The organism is Fulvivirga sp. M361 (assembly GCF_007097395.1).
GTDB lineage: Bacteria > Bacteroidota > Bacteroidia > Cytophagales > Cyclobacteriaceae > Fulvivirga.
The window spans coordinates 36906-55028 of record NZ_VKDC01000042.1; the positions used below are offsets into that span (position 1 = coordinate 36906).

Annotated in this window: 20 protein-coding genes; 14 read left to right on the forward strand and 6 right to left on the reverse strand. The window is 40.2% G+C overall.

Going from position 1 to position 18123, the window contains the following annotated elements:
* The first annotated feature begins 43 nt into the window (after positions 1 to 43).
* The 5 genes from FNH22_RS32750 (at position 44) to typA (ending at position 3158) form a co-directional block, all read left to right on the forward strand.
* The gene (locus tag FNH22_RS32750; protein ID WP_255518173.1) at positions 44 to 178 is read left to right on the forward strand and encodes a hypothetical protein; all 135 of its coding nucleotides are present in this window, start codon (positions 44 to 46) and stop codon (positions 176 to 178) included.
* A gap of 32 nt (positions 179 to 210) precedes the next feature.
* Positions 211 to 348 carry a hypothetical protein gene (locus tag FNH22_RS32170; RefSeq protein WP_185154443.1) on the forward strand — a complete coding sequence of 46 codons (138 nt, stop codon included), beginning with the start codon at positions 211 to 213 and terminating at the stop codon, positions 346 to 348.
* Between the two features lie 26 nt (positions 349 to 374).
* Positions 375 to 512, forward strand: coding sequence for a hypothetical protein (locus FNH22_RS32175; protein WP_185154444.1), 138 nt, complete (start codon positions 375 to 377; stop codon positions 510 to 512).
* 30 nt (positions 513 to 542) lie between these two features.
* On the forward strand, positions 543 to 710 hold the full coding sequence (locus FNH22_RS32180) for a hypothetical protein (protein WP_185154445.1): 168 nt from the start codon (positions 543 to 545) through the stop codon (positions 708 to 710).
* Positions 711 to 1349: 639 nt separating this feature from the next.
* Positions 1350 to 3158: a translational GTPase TypA gene (typA, locus tag FNH22_RS27610; protein WP_143401758.1), complete on the forward strand. Its 1809-nt coding sequence runs from the start codon at positions 1350 to 1352 to the stop codon at positions 3156 to 3158.
* A gap of 107 nt (positions 3159 to 3265) precedes the next feature.
* Here typA and bioB read toward each other — a convergent pair whose 3' ends face one another.
* Together bioB and sppA are read right to left on the reverse strand one after the other, a co-directional pair.
* On the reverse strand, positions 3266 to 4252 hold the full coding sequence (gene bioB / locus FNH22_RS27615) for a biotin synthase BioB (RefSeq protein ID WP_143401759.1): 987 nt from the start codon (positions 4250 to 4252) through the stop codon (positions 3266 to 3268).
* Between the two features lie 78 nt (positions 4253 to 4330).
* Positions 4331 to 6076 carry a signal peptide peptidase SppA gene (gene sppA, locus FNH22_RS27620; protein ID WP_143401760.1) on the reverse strand — a complete coding sequence of 582 codons (1746 nt, stop codon included), beginning with the start codon at positions 6074 to 6076 and terminating at the stop codon, positions 4331 to 4333.
* A gap of 70 nt (positions 6077 to 6146) precedes the next feature.
* On the opposite strand from sppA, the gene folK reads away from it, so the two are divergent.
* A complete protein-coding gene (folK, locus tag FNH22_RS27625) occupies positions 6147 to 6656 on the forward strand; it encodes a 2-amino-4-hydroxy-6-hydroxymethyldihydropteridine diphosphokinase (protein WP_143401761.1) in 510 nt (169 codons plus the stop codon).
* Between the two features lie 28 nt (positions 6657 to 6684).
* On the opposite strand, the gene FNH22_RS27630 is transcribed toward folK, so the two are convergent.
* The gene (locus FNH22_RS27630) at positions 6685 to 8550 is read right to left on the reverse strand and encodes an ABC-F family ATP-binding cassette domain-containing protein (RefSeq protein ID WP_143401762.1); all 1866 of its coding nucleotides are present in this window, start codon (positions 8548 to 8550) and stop codon (positions 6685 to 6687) included.
* A 175-nt stretch (positions 8551 to 8725) separates the two neighbouring features.
* Between FNH22_RS27630 and FNH22_RS27635 the strand changes: the two genes are divergently transcribed.
* Complete coding sequence (locus FNH22_RS27635) at positions 8726 to 9340, forward strand: SRPBCC family protein (protein ID WP_143401763.1); 615 nt, start codon at positions 8726 to 8728, stop codon at positions 9338 to 9340.
* A 36-nt stretch (positions 9341 to 9376) separates the two neighbouring features.
* Here FNH22_RS27635 and FNH22_RS27640 read toward each other — a convergent pair whose 3' ends face one another.
* Positions 9377 to 10267: a zinc dependent phospholipase C family protein gene (locus tag FNH22_RS27640; RefSeq protein ID WP_370513202.1), complete on the reverse strand. Its 891-nt coding sequence runs from the start codon at positions 10265 to 10267 to the stop codon at positions 9377 to 9379.
* Between the two features lie 219 nt (positions 10268 to 10486).
* Here FNH22_RS27640 and rpsT point away from each other — a divergent pair, with 219 nt between their 5' ends.
* From rpsT to rny, 7 genes are all read left to right on the forward strand, one after another.
* Positions 10487 to 10741 (forward strand): 30S ribosomal protein S20, encoded by a 255-nt coding sequence (gene rpsT, locus FNH22_RS27645; RefSeq protein WP_143401764.1) that lies wholly within the window; start codon positions 10487 to 10489, stop codon positions 10739 to 10741.
* Between the two features lie 132 nt (positions 10742 to 10873).
* Entirely contained in the window at positions 10874 to 11569 is a 696-nt protein-coding gene (gene radC, locus FNH22_RS27650; RefSeq protein ID WP_143401765.1) for a DNA repair protein RadC, read from the forward strand.
* A gap of 2 nt (positions 11570 to 11571) precedes the next feature.
* Positions 11572 to 12180 (forward strand): DUF1684 domain-containing protein, encoded by a 609-nt coding sequence (locus FNH22_RS27655; RefSeq protein WP_143401766.1) that lies wholly within the window; start codon positions 11572 to 11574, stop codon positions 12178 to 12180.
* A gap of 210 nt (positions 12181 to 12390) precedes the next feature.
* Positions 12391 to 14808, forward strand: coding sequence for a phenylalanine--tRNA ligase subunit beta (pheT, locus tag FNH22_RS27660; protein ID WP_143401767.1), 2418 nt, complete (start codon positions 12391 to 12393; stop codon positions 14806 to 14808).
* A 2-nt stretch (positions 14809 to 14810) separates the two neighbouring features.
* The gene (locus FNH22_RS27665) at positions 14811 to 15101 is read left to right on the forward strand and encodes a hypothetical protein (RefSeq protein WP_143401768.1); all 291 of its coding nucleotides are present in this window, start codon (positions 14811 to 14813) and stop codon (positions 15099 to 15101) included.
* Between the two features lie 18 nt (positions 15102 to 15119).
* Positions 15120 to 15407 carry a cell division protein ZapA gene (locus FNH22_RS27670; RefSeq protein ID WP_143401769.1) on the forward strand — a complete coding sequence of 96 codons (288 nt, stop codon included), beginning with the start codon at positions 15120 to 15122 and terminating at the stop codon, positions 15405 to 15407.
* Positions 15408 to 15580: 173 nt separating this feature from the next.
* Positions 15581 to 17149, forward strand: a complete 1569-nt coding sequence (gene rny / locus FNH22_RS27675) for a ribonuclease Y (protein ID WP_143401770.1) — start codon at positions 15581 to 15583, stop codon at positions 17147 to 17149.
* A 282-nt stretch (positions 17150 to 17431) separates the two neighbouring features.
* On the opposite strand, the gene FNH22_RS27680 is transcribed toward rny, so the two are convergent.
* Complete coding sequence (locus FNH22_RS27680) at positions 17432 to 17776, reverse strand: SDR family oxidoreductase (protein ID WP_143401771.1); 345 nt, start codon at positions 17774 to 17776, stop codon at positions 17432 to 17434.
* Positions 17658 to 18123 (reverse strand): transposase (locus FNH22_RS27685; RefSeq protein WP_143401772.1); only part of this gene is annotated, 466 nt, incomplete at its 5' end. The genes FNH22_RS27685 and FNH22_RS27680, both read right to left, overlap by 119 nt.

The window sequence follows — 18123 nt, forward strand, 5'->3', positions numbered from 1 at the left end:
TTCAAAGTGAATAATAGTTAAATAACCAGCTAAAACCAATAAAATGAAAAGAACATTAACATTCGCCTTTCTTGTATTAACTATCACCATTGTCTCCAGTTGTTCAGAAGAGGCAGTAGAACCATCAACATCAACTTCAGATGCTACCGGCGTCACTGTTCACGATGAAAACTGGTAAACTTTTCTCTTTCAAATTATTAAACCAAAAATATGAAAACTAAAATTATACTCCTTACAATTCTCAGTATCACTGCTATCGGCTTCTCCTCGTGTTCAGAGGAAGCGATCGAACCTTCTACATCTACTTCGGATGCCACAGGCGTCACCGTTCACGATGAAAACTGGTAAAAACTAACCTTATAAACCTTAAAAATATGAAAACCAAAATTATACTCTTTACTATTCTTTGTATCACTGCCATCGGCTTCTCTTCTTGCTCTGAAGAAGCAATCGAACCTTCTACGTCGAGATCAGATGCCACAGGCGTCACTGTTCACGATGAAAACTGGTAAAAATTAACAACTTATTTAAATACTAAAACTATGAAATCTAAATTAATAATTGCCCTTGTTTCTATGGCTGTAGCCCTATCATTTGCATTTACAATAATTAACAAAGGAGAGCGAGCCAATAATAAAAATCAATCTATCGACAGCAAGCAAGAAAGAGCATTACCAGGTTTTGTTGCTGAGGATGAAGATTCATTCTAGGCTTATTAATTCCTTTAATATCAGGATTTTAATATGACAAAAATAGATGGAGTTAAAAAGTTCTTGTTAGTATTCATAATTAAATAATAACAAGGCGATGAAACCTGGATATTCATGTATCTATGGAAAACCATGGTGGTTTTTCAAAATGCCAAATGAAGTCGTCCATGATATAACGCACGTATTGCCTAAGACGGTATAACTTATGAATTTCACTTTGATTTCACCGTTTTATTCTTTGAAAGGCAATGCATATTGAATTCATATTGTTTAGAATGGCATAAAATCCTACAAGTTACTCATCAATGTAGAAATAGTTATATTCAATCATACATTTAAAAAAAAGCACCTATATAACTAATTATAAACGACTTATAGCCCTGGAGTCATATAAGTTTTAGTCCTTTTCTCAATATATATCCCGCCAATGTGCAATTTCGAAAGCAAAACTTACATGCTTTTGTAACACCCTGCGGTTACCTATTCAAAAGTTTTATTCGATCTGAAAAAATTAGATCGACACCATTTTCCAGGCAAAAAAAAGCTACTTTACCCCGCTTTACAGACCGTAAAAACTATCCCAGACCTACACTATAAATTTTGCCAGACTTTAGTAGCTTTGCTGCTTAAATATACACTATGCAAAACATCAGAAACGTGGCTATTATTGCCCACGTTGACCACGGCAAAACTACGCTGGTAGATCAAATCATCCATGCTTCTAAAATCTTAAGGGAAAATCAGGAATCAGGAGAGCTTATTCTTGACAATGAAGATTTAGAAAAAGAGCGAGGTATCACAATCGTTTCAAAGAATGTTTCTGTTCGTTATAATGATGTCAAAATCAATATAATCGATACCCCCGGCCACGCCGACTTTGGAGGTGAGGTAGAGCGTGTGCTCAAAATGTCTGATGGTGTTCTACTCTTGGTCGATGCTTTCGAAGGACCTATGCCCCAAACACGTTTTGTATTGAGCAAAGCGTTGGCTTTAGGGTTGAAACCTATTGTAGTTGTTAATAAAGTCGATAAGGAAAATTGTCGTCCTGATGAGGTCCATGAACAGGTTTTTGACTTAATGTTTAATCTCGATGCCACGGAAGATCAGTTAGATTTCCCTACACTTTACGGCTCATCCAAGCAAGGTTGGATGAGCGATGACTGGAACAAACCTACCGATACGATTTTTCCTTTACTGGACGCTATAATAAAACATATTCCGCCTGCACCTCAGAAAGACGGGGTACCCCAAATGCAGATCACCTCACTGGACTTCTCCTCTTACGTTGGCCGTATTGCCATAGGCCGGATTAGTCAGGGTGTCATAAAAGAAGGGGCTACCCTGGGATTGAGTAAGAAAGATGACAAACTGAAACGAATAAAAATAAAGGAAGTACATATTTTTGAAGGGCTTGGAAAGGTAAAGGTGCCTGAAGCTGCCTCAGGTGAAATATGTGCACTTGTTGGCGTTGAGGATTTCGACTTAGGTGATACAGTCACAGATTTTGAAAATCCTGAACCACTACCACGGATCGCTATAGATGAGCCAACAATGAGTATGTTATTTACCATTAACAACTCACCATTCTTTGGTAAAGAGGGCAAGTTTGTTACTTCAAGGCATCTTAGAGAGAGACTGTTTAAAGAAACTGAAAAAAACCTCGCTCTGCGTGTTGAAGAAACTGACTCAGAAGATCGTTTTAACGTATTTGGACGTGGTATATTGCATTTATCCGTGCTTATAGAAACCATGAGAAGGGAAGGCTATGAACTTCAGGTTGGTCAACCTCAGGTTCTGATCAAAGAAGTCGACGGAGTAAAGCATGAGCCGATTGAACACTTGGTAGTCGATGTACCGGAAGAGACTTCGGGAAAAGTAATTGAGCTGGTAAGCGCCAAAAAAGGAGAAATGACCATCATGGAACCCAAGGGCGATTTACAGCATTTGGAATTTGATATTCCGGCAAGAGGATTAATTGGATTAAGAAATAATGTGCTGACAGCTACAGGTGGAGAGGCTATTATGACTCACCGCTTTAAAGAATATGCGCCCTTCAAGGGCGATATCCCCGGACGTATTAATGGGTCTCTGATTTCTATGGAGTCAGGTCCGGCTACACCCTACACGCTCGATAAACTCCAGGACAGAGGTATATTTTTTGTAGAACCAGGTATAGATTTGTATACAGGTCAGGTGATAGGTGAACACTCCAGGGATAATGACCTGGTGGTAAATGTTCAGAAGGGAAAAAAGCTCACCAACATGCGCGCTTCAGGTTCGGATTCAAACGCGAAGATTGTTCCTCCAAGGAAATTCTCCCTTGAGGAAGGAATGGAATACATCCAAAAAGATGAGTACCTGGAAATCACGCCTAAATCTATACGAATGAGGAAGATCTACCTGGATGAAAACGAACGCAAACGAATGAGCGGAGGACAGAAAATCTAAAGCAATGGTAATAGTGGTGGGCTGAACTGAGTTCACCATTAGGTAGTAAAACCCTGAGTCGTATGATAAGTTATAAGACTCAGGGTATGTATAAACTTCTCTAGAAATCAAGATTCCAATACAGGCTCCTTTTCATTTTTAAAAGATTTCCTCGGCTTAAGATTAAGTACCTGAAACATTTCCTGGTCTTTTACTACTTTCGGATTAGGAGTAGTAAGTAACTTATCTCCGGCAAATATTGAGTTAGCACCGGCCATAAAACACAATGCTTGTTCTTCCAGGTCCATCATAACTCTTCCGGCAGAAAGTCGTACCATGGATTTTGGCATCAGTATGCGTGCTGTGGCTATCATACGTACCATCTCCCATACGCTCACACGTGGCTGGTCTTCCAATGGTGTTCCTTCAACAGGAACGAGTGCATTGACAGGCACCGATTCTGGATGTTGTGGTAAGTTCACTAAGGTGAGTAACATACTGATCCGGTCTTCTTCCTTTTCTCCGAGACCTATAATACCCCCTGAACAAACAGAAATATCTGCCTTCCTTACGTTTTCCAGGGTGTCTAAACGGTCATTGTAAGTACGGGTACTGATAATCGTATCATAATGTTCTTCACTGGTGTCCAGGTTATGGTTGTAGGCATACAGGCCTGCTTCCTTCAGTTTTGTAGCTTGCTCTTCCGTAAGCATTCCTAACGTACAGCAAACCTCCATACCAATGGAATTCACACTTTTCACCATTTCCAACACACTGTCAAAATCACGGTTGTCACGAATTGCTCTCCAGGCTGCTCCCATACAAAAGCGTGTACTACCGGCTTCTTTAGCTTCAAGGGCTCTACCAAGTACCTCCTGGGTATCCAATAGCTTATGAACCTGAACGTCGGTATTATACCTGGCTGCCTGCGGGCAATAAGAACAGTCTTCCGGACACCCACCTGTCTTTACTGACAACAGTGTGCATACCTGTACCTCACTTGCATCATTATATTCTCTGTGTACGGTAGCTGCTCTGTAAATCAGCTCCATAATAGGCGAGTGGTAGATCTCTGCTACCTCTTCTTTTGTCCAGTTATTTCTAATACTACTCATAGTTTCAAATCTAATTACATTCCTTTTGAAATACACATGATCAAAAGCATAATTCCCTGACCAAGCCTATGACCTTCATCATTGTATTGTCATATCAAATGGCAGCCTGCTTTGCAGGCCCTGAAGGTTTTTGATCTTATCGTATTGTTTTAAATAGGGATAAAACTGACCTAGTTGCTCCTGCATCATCCTGGTCTTTGTTTCTCCTTCAAGATCACTTAATAATTGTTCAATGAACGGCTTTTGCCGGGGGTAATATTTAACTTTATAATCCTCGTTAACACCGGACTTTTCTGCTGCCAAGGTGATCGCATCATCTATACCTCCCAATATATCTACTAATCCATTGTTTAACGCCTGCTCGCCAGTCCATACCCTGCCGGACGCAATCACCTTAATCGCATCCGGGCTCATCCGTCTCCCTTCTGCAGCCTTTGAGATGAACGTTTCGTAACCTTCGTCCGTGTTCTTTTGAATAATTCTTTGCTGTTCCTCAGAAAGTGGTTTACTCATGGTATAGAGTGTGGATATCTCACCAGTAGCTACTTCCTCCGTTGTAATGCCTAATTTATTATTCAAAAAACCCTGCGCATTGAATATAACGGAAAATATACCGATTGATCCGGTAATAGTATTTGGCTGGGCCAGTATGGTATCACAAGCCATGGCCAAGTAATAACCACCAGATGCTGCCACATCTGACATGGAAGCTATAACAGGCTTTTCTTGTGCCGCCAGTTTTATCTCCCTCCACATAACATCCGACGCTATGAAACTACCCCCCGGAGAATTAATACGCATTACTATAGCTTTTACTTTATCATTTTCACGTGCCTTCCTGATCTCTTTGGCAAATTTATCCGACCCAACCGTGTTGTCATCTCCCTTGCCTGAAATAATATCACCCGAAGCAACGATAACTGCTACTACATTTTTGGAGTTAACATAGCTGGAAAAAGTCTTTTTGTATTTATCATAGTTAATGATTTCTAATTCATCTTCTTTTTCCAGTCCAGTCAACTGCTTCAACTCGTTATACACCTGATCAAGATAGTAGGTGTCATCAATGATATTTACACGCTTGGCATCCTGCGCATTACGTATAAGCATTTTATTGGAAATATTTTTAACTTGTTCCAATTCCATCCCACGGGATTCAGCAATGTTACTCAGCACATGATCATTAATAGAATTAAGTATGGATTCCAACTGCAACCTGTTTTCCGGACTCATATCTGTTCTTAAAAAAGGCTCTACTGCACTTTTAAAATCCCCCACTCTGAATACCTGGGGCTCTACTTCAAGTTTATCCAGCATTCCTTTAAAAAATGTGACATTAGCAGCTAATCCATTAAGTTCCAGTTCGCCTTCAGGGTGTATGTAAACTTTATCTGACACGGAAGCCAGGTAATAAGCACCCTCGGTATAAAACTCACTATAGGATATCACAAACTTACCAGAGTCCTTAAATTCGATCAGTGCATCCCGTATTTCTTCTATTATAGCTATGCCCGACATCATAAACGGGGTTTCCAAAAATATCCCTTTTATCTTATCGTCTTCTTTGGCGTTGAGTATCGCTTCTTTCAATTCTTTCAGACCAATGTTCTCCGCTATCGCCGGAAATATACCTTCTAACGGGCTTTGCTTTTCGAGCTCACCTACCTGTCTGTTCAGTTTTAAGTGCAATATAGAATTAGATTCCAATGTCACAGGTTCCTCCGAAGAAATTACACCTACTATACCTACCACCACTACTAGCACTAATCCACTAAAAATGATCAATGCCGTTAAGGCAGAGAGCATATTTTTCAAAAAACTCATAATTCTCCATTTAATATCAACTTCAAAATTAATAAGTTAAACGCCATTTGTTTTAAGTTTGATCACAATTATGACGGAAGGAATATATCTACTGTTAGGTTCCAATTTGGCTGATAAAAAGGCTAATCTGACTTCTGCCAGAAAGGAAATTGATCTGCGCTTAATGAAGGAATCACCAACGTCCGTCTTAAGACAGTCTACCATTTATGAAACCGCTGCATGGGGTAAAACCGACCAACCTTCTTTTTATAACCAGGTTATAGAAGTACGCACGAATTTATCTCCTGAACTCCTGCTTCATGAACTGCTTACCATTGAAGAGAGAATAGGCAGGGTAAGAAAGGAAAAATGGGGAGCCCGGATCATTGATATTGATATACTTTACTATCATCAAACCATCCTTTCATCGGTTACATTGCAACTTCCGCACCCAGGCATTCCTGAAAGGCGCTTTACTTTAGTACCATTGGTAGAACTGGCCCCCCGTTTTATACACCCTGTACTGAACAAGACCCAGCTAACATTACTGGATGAATGCAATGATCCATTGGACGTAACTGAGGCAGAGGTTAAGATTTAAAGGTATGGTTATAAGATAGTTGTAAGATTTATTCTAACTCTGAAAGTTCGAGCCATCGCATCTCTTTTGTATCAATTTTATCTTCCAGCATTTTTAGTTCTTTCCCCCATTGAGCCAATAACGCATGATCACCTTCACCTGAGTTAAGCATAATTATTAATCTTTCTTTTTCGCCATTTATCGTTTCCAGCTCTTTTTCAATTTCTTCGAGTTCTCTTTTTTCCTTGAAAGACATTTTTCTTGCCTCCGTTTTTACCCGTTCCTTTACCTCCCGGGTGGCTTCTACTACAGTTTTTTCTGTAGAGTGACGTTCTGCTTGCCTGTAGTCAGAATAATTTCCGGTAAAGGGTCGGATAGCTTTACCTTTCTCAAATACAAAAAGCTGTTCAACCAGACGATCCATAAAATAACGATCATGAGAAACGATGATCACACATCCTTTAAAACCAGCCAGAAAATCTTCCAGCACACGGAGTGTAATCAAATCCAGATCATTCGTCGGCTCATCCAAGATCAAAAAATTAGGATTGCGTATAAGTACCAGCAGTAACTGAAGCCTACGCTTTTCTCCCCCACTGAGCTTGTCCACATAATCATATTGGGCTTTTACGGAAAAATTAAACAGGGTCAGGAATTTTGATGCAGAAACGGTGCTTCCGTCCGACAGGCTCACTATTTCGGCAATCTCTTTAACGACATCAATTACTTTAAGTCCAGCCTGAAAGTCAGGTTCCTTTTGCTCATAATACCCTATAAGAGTGGTCTGACCAAGTATCACCTCACCTGAGTCAGGCATAATTTTTTGATTGATCAGATTAAGAAAAGTAGACTTACCACTGCCATTTTCACCGACTATACCTATTTTCTCTCCTTTCTTAAATATATAGCTAAATGACTGGATCACTTGTTGACCATTAAAAGCCTTTGTCACTTTTTCCAGCTCTACTATCTTACCTCCCTGACGGCGGTCACTCACCTGAAGCACTACATCCGACTTTTCCAGGTTTACATGAGCGCGTTTCTTTATGTCATCAAAGGCCTCTACCCTGTATTTAGCTTTTGTTCCTCGTGCTTTTGGCTGCCGGCGTATCCACTCCAGCTCTTTTTTATATTGACTTCGGGCTTTATCCTTTTCTATTTGGGCATTTTGTTCTCGCTCTGTCTTCTTTTCAAGGAAATAGGCATAATTACCCTGATAATGATACAGTCCCTCATTTTCGAGCTCAATAATCTCGGTAGTTACGTTATCCAGAAAATAACGATCGTGTGTAACCATGATCAGTGCCAATTGAGAAGAAGAAAAATAGTTTTCTAACCATTCTATGGCTGCCAGGTCCAGATGGTTTGTAGGCTCATCTAATATGATGAGATCAGGCTTCTCTATTAATGTCTTTGCCAGGCCTACACGCTTTTTCTGCCCTCCGGAAAGCTCGCCTATCTTTTGCTCCAGATTGTGAATGCCTACTTTACCAAGTATTTCTTTTAACTGACTTTCATAATTCCAGGCATCCGCCTCTTCCATTTGCTCTATGAGTACAGTCAGCTTCTCTGCACTTTCAGCATCAGTATCAACTCGCGCTACGTGGTATTCATATTTTTTTATCAACTGTGATACAGCATCATCGCCGGCAAGTATAGCTTCTAAAATAGTTAGATCAGGTTCAAAATCCGGTTGCTGCCCAAGGTAAGCCAACTTTACCTCACTATTAATCACCACCTGACCACGATCCGGACTATCTATGCCGGCCAATATCTTAAGTAAAGTGGACTTACCACTACCATTTACACCTACAAGCGCAATCTTTTGCCCCTGACTGAGTCCAAAAGAAATATTCTCAAATAAAGTACGCTCTCCAAAGGATTTGGAAAGTTGATCAACTGACAGATAATTCATAGAACAAAACTAATAAGAATAGAGCAAGAGAGTCGTAATGTTTGCTTCAAGTACTGAGGTCATATTGGAAAAGGTTGTTTATATCGTTCATATGGGATATACAGTCACCTCATCAGGGGTATTGCAGGCTTAGTTTTTTGATATTAACTTGTAGTCCAACCAAAACTATTTGAAAATGAAAGTATTAAAAGTTATTGGAATCATCCTGGCTGTGGTTGTGGTTATTTTTGCCGCCACATTTTTTATCGTTTCTTCAGGACAACCTGCTGAAGGAAACCTGGAAAGCTCTATCGTCATATCAGCCTCTCCGGAAACCATTTATGAAGAAGCTGTAAATATAAAAAAGCTGGATGCCTGGTCACCCTGGTATGCCATGGACCCTGGGGCATATACATATGAAGGGCCGGAAGAAGGTGTAGGCGCTACCTCAAAATGGAGCTCTGAAAACCCCGAATTAGGTATAGGTAGTCTTAAAATAATAGAAGCCGTTGAAAACAAAAGCATTAAAACCCAAATGAAGTTTGAAGGCTTTAATGGAAACTTCAGCAGTTATCTCAACCTGGAACCTGCAGAGAATGGTACTAAAGTGGTATGGGGTTACAATTATAAGGACATTGACCAGGTAGGTAGGTTCTTTATGGGGCTTATGGACGTAAATGAGGAAATGATGCCAATGTTTGAAAAAGGTCTGAGCGATCTCAAACAAATCGCTGAAGCCAAACCCGTGCCGACAGCTGAAGTGATGGAACCTGTCACCGAAGCATCTGACAGTACCATAGCGGAAGAATAAATGTCTTATCTATGAGCTTTCAAATAGGTTGAAAGCTCATAGATCAACCCCACTTTCATGTTTTCTTTTACTCTTTAAGCGTCTCTTCTTCCATTCTTCCAGTTCTTTATAACGCTGAGCTAATTCCTCTTCGCTAAATTCAAAATCTATCATTTCCTGCAAATCAGGCTGACCAGCATCAACCCAGCAGGTATACCAAAAATCGCCGGTCATTTTCACAGAACGCAGCATCTGACGTTCAACCATACCATTCAATACACGATGATATGCCTGGGAAAATTTATATGAATAGGTCTTTATAGTTTGGTTACCACGCGTTTCATATCCATATTTTTTGTCCGGTCCAAATTTTGTTGTAAGCTCTTTTTCAAAAAACAGCACAGAATCCAGTGCCTCATGCGCTTGGATGACAGCATTCCATATGGTTACTTGAGGTCGTTCGAGATAACTCGCTTTCCCTACAAAAAAGTCATATTCCGTTGCAAACAGTTCTGTCAAACGCGACTCCCACAAACCGTGAATGCCTTTTTGACCGGTCAGCTGACCATTATAATTTTCCGTAGTATGTAGAGGCACATTGGCATCCGCAACATAATGACCCAACTCAGCCGATAAACGCAATATTGAAGCAGCATCACGAACTCTCATAGCATCTGTCAGTCTGTATCGCATTTTATTCACATACCAGGGCACAATGCCGTACATTTTCAATGTATCCTCCGGGTACCTTTGTACTGCATCTTTCCAGTATCTGGGCATATGATAAACAGCACTATCTCCGTAAACATCTATATCAATGTAATGACGTGCAGCTTCTTCTTCCACAGCATATCGACGCTTGTCCGGATTCACAGCATTTTCAGAAAGATATTGAACATGGTGTTTATAGAAACCGATCATTTCGGGTGGCAAGGTAAATACTGCCATACGGTTGATCATTTGATGAGCATAAAACCCCCAAAAATTGGCTTTGATGGGAAGGCTTAAGCAAATTAGCGTAACTACGAGATATCGGGTCAAGGTGGCTTCTTTGAATTGTTTAAGTACTGATTTACATTAAATATTAAAAGGTTCAGTTTTGCAAATAAAATAATTACCCTTAACTTTGCACACTCAAAATTAAAGAGCAGTTGAAATAAACCGGATATGGCAAATCATAAATCAGCACTAAAAAGGATCAGGTCTAATAATGCGAAGAGGTTACGAAACAGGTACCAACATAAGACCACAAGAACCTATATTAAACAACTGGGCCAGACTACTGACAAAAGTGAAGCATCCGAACTGTTAAAGAAAGTTGTTTCAATGATTGACAAGTTGGCTAAGAAAAACATTATTCACAAGAATAAAGCAGCTCACAACAAGTCGAAACTCACTAAATATGTAAACGGTCTGGCATAGAAGACAGATCCTGTAGCATTTAATCTTATAAATTAAAAAGCCCTGCCATCAATGATGGCAGGGCTTTTTAATTTATACTCATTCACCACATATTTGTACACTATAGAAATCAGGCAAAAATTTGGGTAATTAATGAAGACATACCGCTATTTGAATATCAAAGATTGGGCAGAAGAAGATCGTCCTAGAGAAAAGCTTTCCCTGAAGGGAAAATCGGCCTTGTCAGAAGCAGAGCTTATCGCCATCATTATAGGTTCAGGTACACCCTCGTTGAATGCAGTCGACGTAGCCAAAGGTATACTAAGTTCTATTGAAAATGACCTTAACCGGCTTGCAAAGTTGTCTGTAAACGATCTTAAAAAATTCAAAGGTATAGGAGAAGCTAAAGCTATTGGTATCGTGGCAGCTATGGAATTGGGACGCCGGCGAAAAGAGGCCGAGGTTTCTAAAAAACCCAAGATTACCTGCAGTAATGATGTGTATAAGCTAATGGGCCAAGAGCTTATGGATTTATCCCATGAAGAGTTTTGGTGTGTCTTGCTCAGTAAGAGTAATATTGTCATTAAAAAACAACTCGTAAGCAGTGGAGGTGTATCAGGTACAGTTGCAGATCCCAGAATCATTTTTAAAGCAGCCCTGGAAGAATTAGCTTCGGGCATTATATTGGTCCATAATCACCCTTCCGGAAATCTGAAGCCGAGCCAGCAAGATATAAGGCTTACACAAAAAATGAAAGAGGCCGGCAAAACGTTGGATGTATCGCTCCTGGATCATTTGATATTTACTGATAATGGGTATTTTAGCTTTACAGATGAAAATCTGCTTTGAGCATGAAAAGGAATAGGATTGTATTGATTATTGTATTGGTCGTTATTGGAGGTATTGTTTTTTATGCCGGTTCAGGTGATCAAACCCCCGAAGAATATGCTGAGTACATAGAAAAAGAGCGGGAGGAGCAAGATAGATTTATGAGATACTCGGATGAATCACCATTTGCTAAAGATAGTGTTACCTTCCAGGGATTGAATCACTACCCGGCAGATAAGTCCTTTAAGGTTAAAGGACGTTTTGAACCTATCCCTAATCCTAAAATAATTACACTTGGAACTAACGATGGCAAAAAAGAGCAATACCTTGAATACGGATATGCTATTTTCCCTCTGTTAGATAAAGAAAACAAATTGCTCATTCTGGAAAATGTTACTGAAAATGTATTATTTCTTGCTTTCGGAGATGCCACCAGTGCTATAGATACTTATGGTGCCGGGCGCTATCTGGATGTAGATCATGCCGGTGATAAAACCATCATTCTGGATTTCAACCTGGCATATAATCCATATTGTGCGTATTCAGCAGGTTTCAGCTGTCCGTTTCCTCCAAAAGAAAACCTTTTGGATATTGCTATCACGGCTGGAGAAAAAAGTTACCTTACGGATTGATCACCCCTTCAAAGCCCTTATAATATCATTGATCCGTATCACAGTGTGCCTGTGTATGCTAAACATATCTCTTACAGGTTCATTATGATTAAAATTTTGAGTAACAAGCCAAAGTAACCAGAGGAATAAACAACCATTTATAATCCCTCTATCAAATCGTTAAAATAGTTAACTTTGCACGCTTCAACTTAACAGTATTCTGAGTACAATATGAAAATATCCTTAAACTGGCTCAAGACGTACATTGATCTAAATGATACGCCTGAAAAAATAGGTCAAATACTTACAGACACAGGGCTTGAAGTAGAAGGTATAGAAAAAATTGAATCGGTGAAAGGCGGGCTCGCGGGTATAGTGATAGGTGAAGTCCTCACTTGTGAAAAACATCCTAATGCAGACAAACTTAAGATAACTACAGTGGATATAGGAGAAGAAACTCCATCTCCCATAGTCTGTGGCGCCCCTAATGTTCAATCAGGTCAAAAAGTGGTAGTTGCAACGGTAGGCGCTACACTATACCCTACGGGTCATGATGCTTTTAAAATTAAAAAAGCAAAAATAAGAGGAGAAGTATCTGAAGGAATGATTTGTGCTGAAGATGAAATAGGCTTGGGTCAAAGTCATGATGGGATTATGGTGCTTGATACTGACGTACCAAATGGTACACCAGCATCTGATTATTTTGACCTGGACGATGACCACGTTTTCGAAATTGGATTAACACCGAACCGGGCAGATGCTGCTTCTCATCTGGGTACAGCACGGGACCTGAAAGCTGCTTTGCAAACCGAAGTCAAATGGCCTGCTGTTGATGAGTTCGTTGTAGAAAATAATGATCGCCCCATTACTATTAAAGTAGAAAATCAAGATGCCTGCCCAAGATATGTAGGGCTGACTATTAGCAATGTAACCGTCAAGGAATCTCCGGAATGGTTACAACAGCGATTAGTTGCCATAGGACTAACTCCAATTAATAATATTGTTGATGTTACCAATTTCGTCCAGCATGAGGTAGGACAACCACTTCATGCTTTTGATGCCGATGAAATTGCAGAAGACACAGTGATCGTCAAAACTTTGCCGGAGGGAAGCAAATTTACTACCCTGGATGAAAAAGAGCGATTACTCAGCGCTGCCGACTTAATGATCTGCAATGGAAAGTCAGAAGGGATGTGTATTGCCGGTGTGTTTGGTGGAATAGGTTCCGGTGTGAAAGAAACTACTCAAAACATTTTCCTGGAAAGTGCTTATTTCTCTGCTGACAGTATCAGAAAAACAGCCCAACGTCACCAGCTAAAAACGGACGCATCGTTCAGGTATGAGCGAGGTACGGACCCAAGGGTTTGTGTATATGCTGCGAAAAGAGCTGCCCTGTTAATTAAAGAACTTTCGGGGGGCGAAGTGTCTTCTGAGATCATAGATCTATATCCTAAAGAAGTTGAGAACTTCAGAATTGAAGTAAAATTCAAAAACATTTATCGGCTCCTCGGCATCGAACTCGAGAGGCAACGTATTTTTGAAATATTAGGCTCACTTGATATCGAAATTGAAGAGGAGAGCAAAGACAAGTTTCTCGCTTCTGTCCCACCTTATCGTGTAGATGTACAACGTGAGGCAGATATAGCTGAAGAAATATTGCGTATTTATGGTTTCAACAATATTACCATCCCTGAAAGCTTCAATAGTGACTACCTGGCTGAGTTCCCTCAAAAAGACGCCAGTAAAACACAGAAAGGCATCACAGAGTTATTAGTAGCTAATGGCTTCTATGAGATTATGACTAACTCACTCACAAAACCTGTTTATGCTGAAAAAGCAGAAGACCTTGATAGTGCGCAAAGTGTAGAAGTTCTGAATAAATTGAGTGAAGACCTTGGTGTACTAAGACAAAGCCTATTATATAACGGTTTGGAAGTGGCTGCCTACAACATTAACAGAAAGCAAACAAACCTTAAATTTTTTGAATTCGGCAAGAACTACTTCAGGCAGGATAAAGACTACAATGAGAGAGTTAGGTTAGGTTTATTTATGAGTGGATACAGGCAAGCTGAAAGCTGGACGGCCCGGGCAGAAAAAATAAAATTCCATGATTTGGCCAGCGCTGTTCAACTTGTATTAAAACGACTGGCCGATTCAAAGTTGGAGTCTGATGTAATTCATCAGTATCCTTATGATTATGCGTTGGAAATGTCACTGAATAAGCAGGTGTTGGTTACATATGGGAAAATAAAGGATACATTGTTAAAAGAATCAGGCATTAAACAAGAATTATTTTATGCTGACATGGATTGGGACTTGCTTTTGAAGCTTACAAATAATAATATAGTATATCAAGAAGTATCAAAGTTTCCAGAAGTAAGACGAGACCTTTCTTTAGTCCTTGACAAAAGTGTTGCTTTCCAGGAAATCCAGGCCATTGCGAAGAGGCATAATCAACATCTTGTGAGAAACATAAATGTGTTTGATGTGTATGAGGGGGAGAAAGTAGGCAAAGATAAAAAAGCCTATGCGATGAGCTTTGTTCTTCAGGATAAAGAAAAGACACTCACTGATAAGGTCATTGATCGCGTTATGAACAAAATGATGCAGGCCTTTGAAAACGAACTTGGAGCTATAATAAGAAAATAAATATGAGTCAGGATCTTCTAAAATCACATCTATCCACACTAGAACGCAAACTCAATTTATTACTCAAAGAACATCGATCCTCCAAAGATCACATCGCTTCTTTACAGCAAGAAAATGACGAACTTAGGTCTTTTTTGAAGGCAAAAGACGAACAAATTGCCAGCTTTCAAAATAAGATTAAAATTAGTAAGATTGTAAGGGAAATAGATTCTGATGAAGATACGTCAGAGCTTAAGAGGAAGATAGACGAATATATCAAAGAGATTGATAAATGCATTACGCATTTAAGCTAATAATAACATCAGCCGGAAATGGACATACTCTCGATCAAAATAAAAATAGCTGACAGGGAGTATCCTATGAAAGTGAAGCCTGAAGATGAAGAAAGGGTAAGGAAGGCCGGCAAAAAGATCAATGAAAGGCTACGGTCTTACAGAGAACAATTTGGCATCAATGACAACCAAGACCTGCTCGCAATGGTGGCTTTTGATAGTTTGGTGGACAAACTGGAAATGGAAGATAAACAGTTAAGTGCTGATGACTCCGCTACCATAGAACGAATTGAACATCTTAATAAGTTGATTAGCAAATCCCTTTAGAATTTTTCTTTCCCTCAGCACCTCTCTTTAGAGTCTATTTTAAAGATCTGGCTTAGGTTAAATACCGGAAAGCTCTGTTTCTATCACTCTCTGAATGTATTGAAACAGCTTCATTTCATATCATTACCTAGCGACCAGTCTGATGAATTTTAAGATTAACTACATATAGAAAAATGGACTTATTGATTGTTTATCTGGTCATCACAGCAGTAGTTGCCTTGGGAACAGGTTTGTTTATAGGAAAAACCCTGGTGGCAAAAGCCAATAAGGCTAAAGAACTCGAGCTGGAAGAAAAAGCCAAGTTGATTATAAAGGAAGCAGAAATTTCAGCTGAGAATATTAAAAAGGATAAAATTTTAGAGGCTAAAGAAAAGTTCCTGAAACTAAAATCTGACTTTGAGGAAGAAAGTAACCGTAAAAAGAGCCAACTCATCAGCAATGAGAATAAATTAAGGCAAAAAGAGCAAACTCTGTCCAAAGAGTTTGAAAAGGTCAATCGTAAAGAATCAGATATAAAAAGCCTCCGGGAAAAGCTTGAGACACAACTGGAAGTGGTGAACAAAAAGAAAGTTGAATTGGACAAATTCAATCAGCAGAAGGTGAGTATTCTGGAAAAGATATCAAATCTTACGGCGGACGATGCACGTGAACAATTAGTAGAGTCCATGAAGGTAGAAGCAGAATCCAAGGCATCTTCTTTCATTAAAGACATCATTGAAGAAGCTAAACTTACCGCAACGAAAGAAGCTAAAAAGATTGTAGTTGAAACCATACAACGTACTGCAACTGAACATGCCATTGAAAACTGTGTATCTATCTTTAATATTGAAAGTGATGATATCAAAGGTAAGATAATAGGTCGTGAAGGGAGAAACATTCGCGCGCTGGAAGCCGCTACCGGTGTGGAAATTATCGTCGATGATACACCGGAAGCTATCATCATCTCTGGTTTTGATCCGGTACGCAGAGAAATAGCACGGCTATCGCTGCACCGACTCGTGGTGGATGGTAGAATACACCCTGCAAGAATTGAGGAGATTGTAGCTAAAACCAAGAAAAACATTGAAGAAGAGATCGTAGAAACCGGTGAGAGAACTGCCATTGATCTTGGTATCCATGGACTTCATCCGGAGTTGATCAAGATGGTAGGTAGAATGCGCTTTCGTTCATCTTATGGTCAAAACCTGTTACAACACTCACGTGAGGTGGCTAACTTATGTGCCACCATGGCCTCTGAGATTGGCATGAACCCAAAACAAGCCAAACGAGCAGGACTGCTCCATGATATCGGTAAAGTATGGCCGGAAGAACCGGAAAAGCCTCATGCCATCCTGGGTATGGACCTCGCCAAGAAGTACAAGGAACACCCGATAGTATGTAATGCCATCGGGGCGCACCACGATGAAATAGAAATGACAAGTCTTATTTCTCCCATTGTGCAGGCTTGTGATGCTGTTTCAGGTGCTAGACCTGGCGCGAGACGTGAGATTATGGAAAGCTATATTAAGCGCCTGAAGGAGCTCGAGGAACTGGCGCTAAGTTTCGACGGGGTCAACAAGTGCTATGCAATTCAGGCAGGACGAGAGTTAAGGGTGATGGTAGATGCAGATACTGTCAAGGATGATCGCGCCGGTCAGCTTTCTTTTGATATTTCTCAGAAAATTGAAAAAGACATGCAGTATCCGGGGCAGATCAAAGTCACTGTGATACGGGAAATGCGATCTGTCGCTTACGCTAAATAAGACTGCGAATCAAATATGAAGCAGTTATACATATTCTATGTATAGCACCCATGATAATTTATATAAAATTGTAAGGCTGGTGGTTTACGGTTGGTGTGGTTCGCTTGCGGGCAGTGTATAAGCAGGCATAAGGGGTTGATTTTTATCCTTTGCAAGGAAAACGGACTTTAGTCTTTTCTCTATGTAAAATGGAAAAATCATGTGTGTTGATTTGTCTGTTTATAATTTCAAACACTAATTTCCCTAAAGGAAAGCAGATTGTGAAATTTACATTTTATAAGGTCAAAGATCAAGTACAGCCCGGTCAAGATGGACATACCCTCCATCTACAAAAAAATATTGACCTGTAGTATGCGAAGATCTCTCCGAAACAAGAAACAAAGCGACATCGGCAATTTCCTGCGGAGTAGTCATTCTGTTACCCAACGGAATTTTAGACTTGATACTTTTTAATAGTCCTTCACCATTTTCCTGGTTATCTGTAAACGTCCGAGGAACCCATATCGGACTATTTGGGAGCGTCCCTGTAGTTAGCCCAGTTATTTGGCAGAAGCTGATAGAGGTCCTTTTGCTTATGGGACTGGATTCGCCCGAAGACGTCAGTGAGCCATTCGAGTTCGTTGACATTGTTCTTTTTGCATGTGGCCATAAAGGAGTACATCGCAGCAGTAGCTTCTGCTGCATCATGTGAGCCGACGAAAAGGTAGTTCTTCCTGCCGATGGCAAGCGGTCGTATCGCGTTTTCCACAAGATTGTTGTCGATTTCCAGCTGCCCGTGCTGCACATAAGCGCTTGGCCCCTTCCACCGCGGTAAGCTGTAGTCGATAGCTTTACCCAAGGGACTGCCCGAGAGAGTTTTGAGGGCATGTTCCTTCAGCCAGGTTTCCAGGCGATCTAAAACAGGCGTAGCTTCTTGCTGCCTTCTTTGGGTCCGCGCTTCCCAGCCCAGTCCTTCTTCTCGCATATCTTCCTCC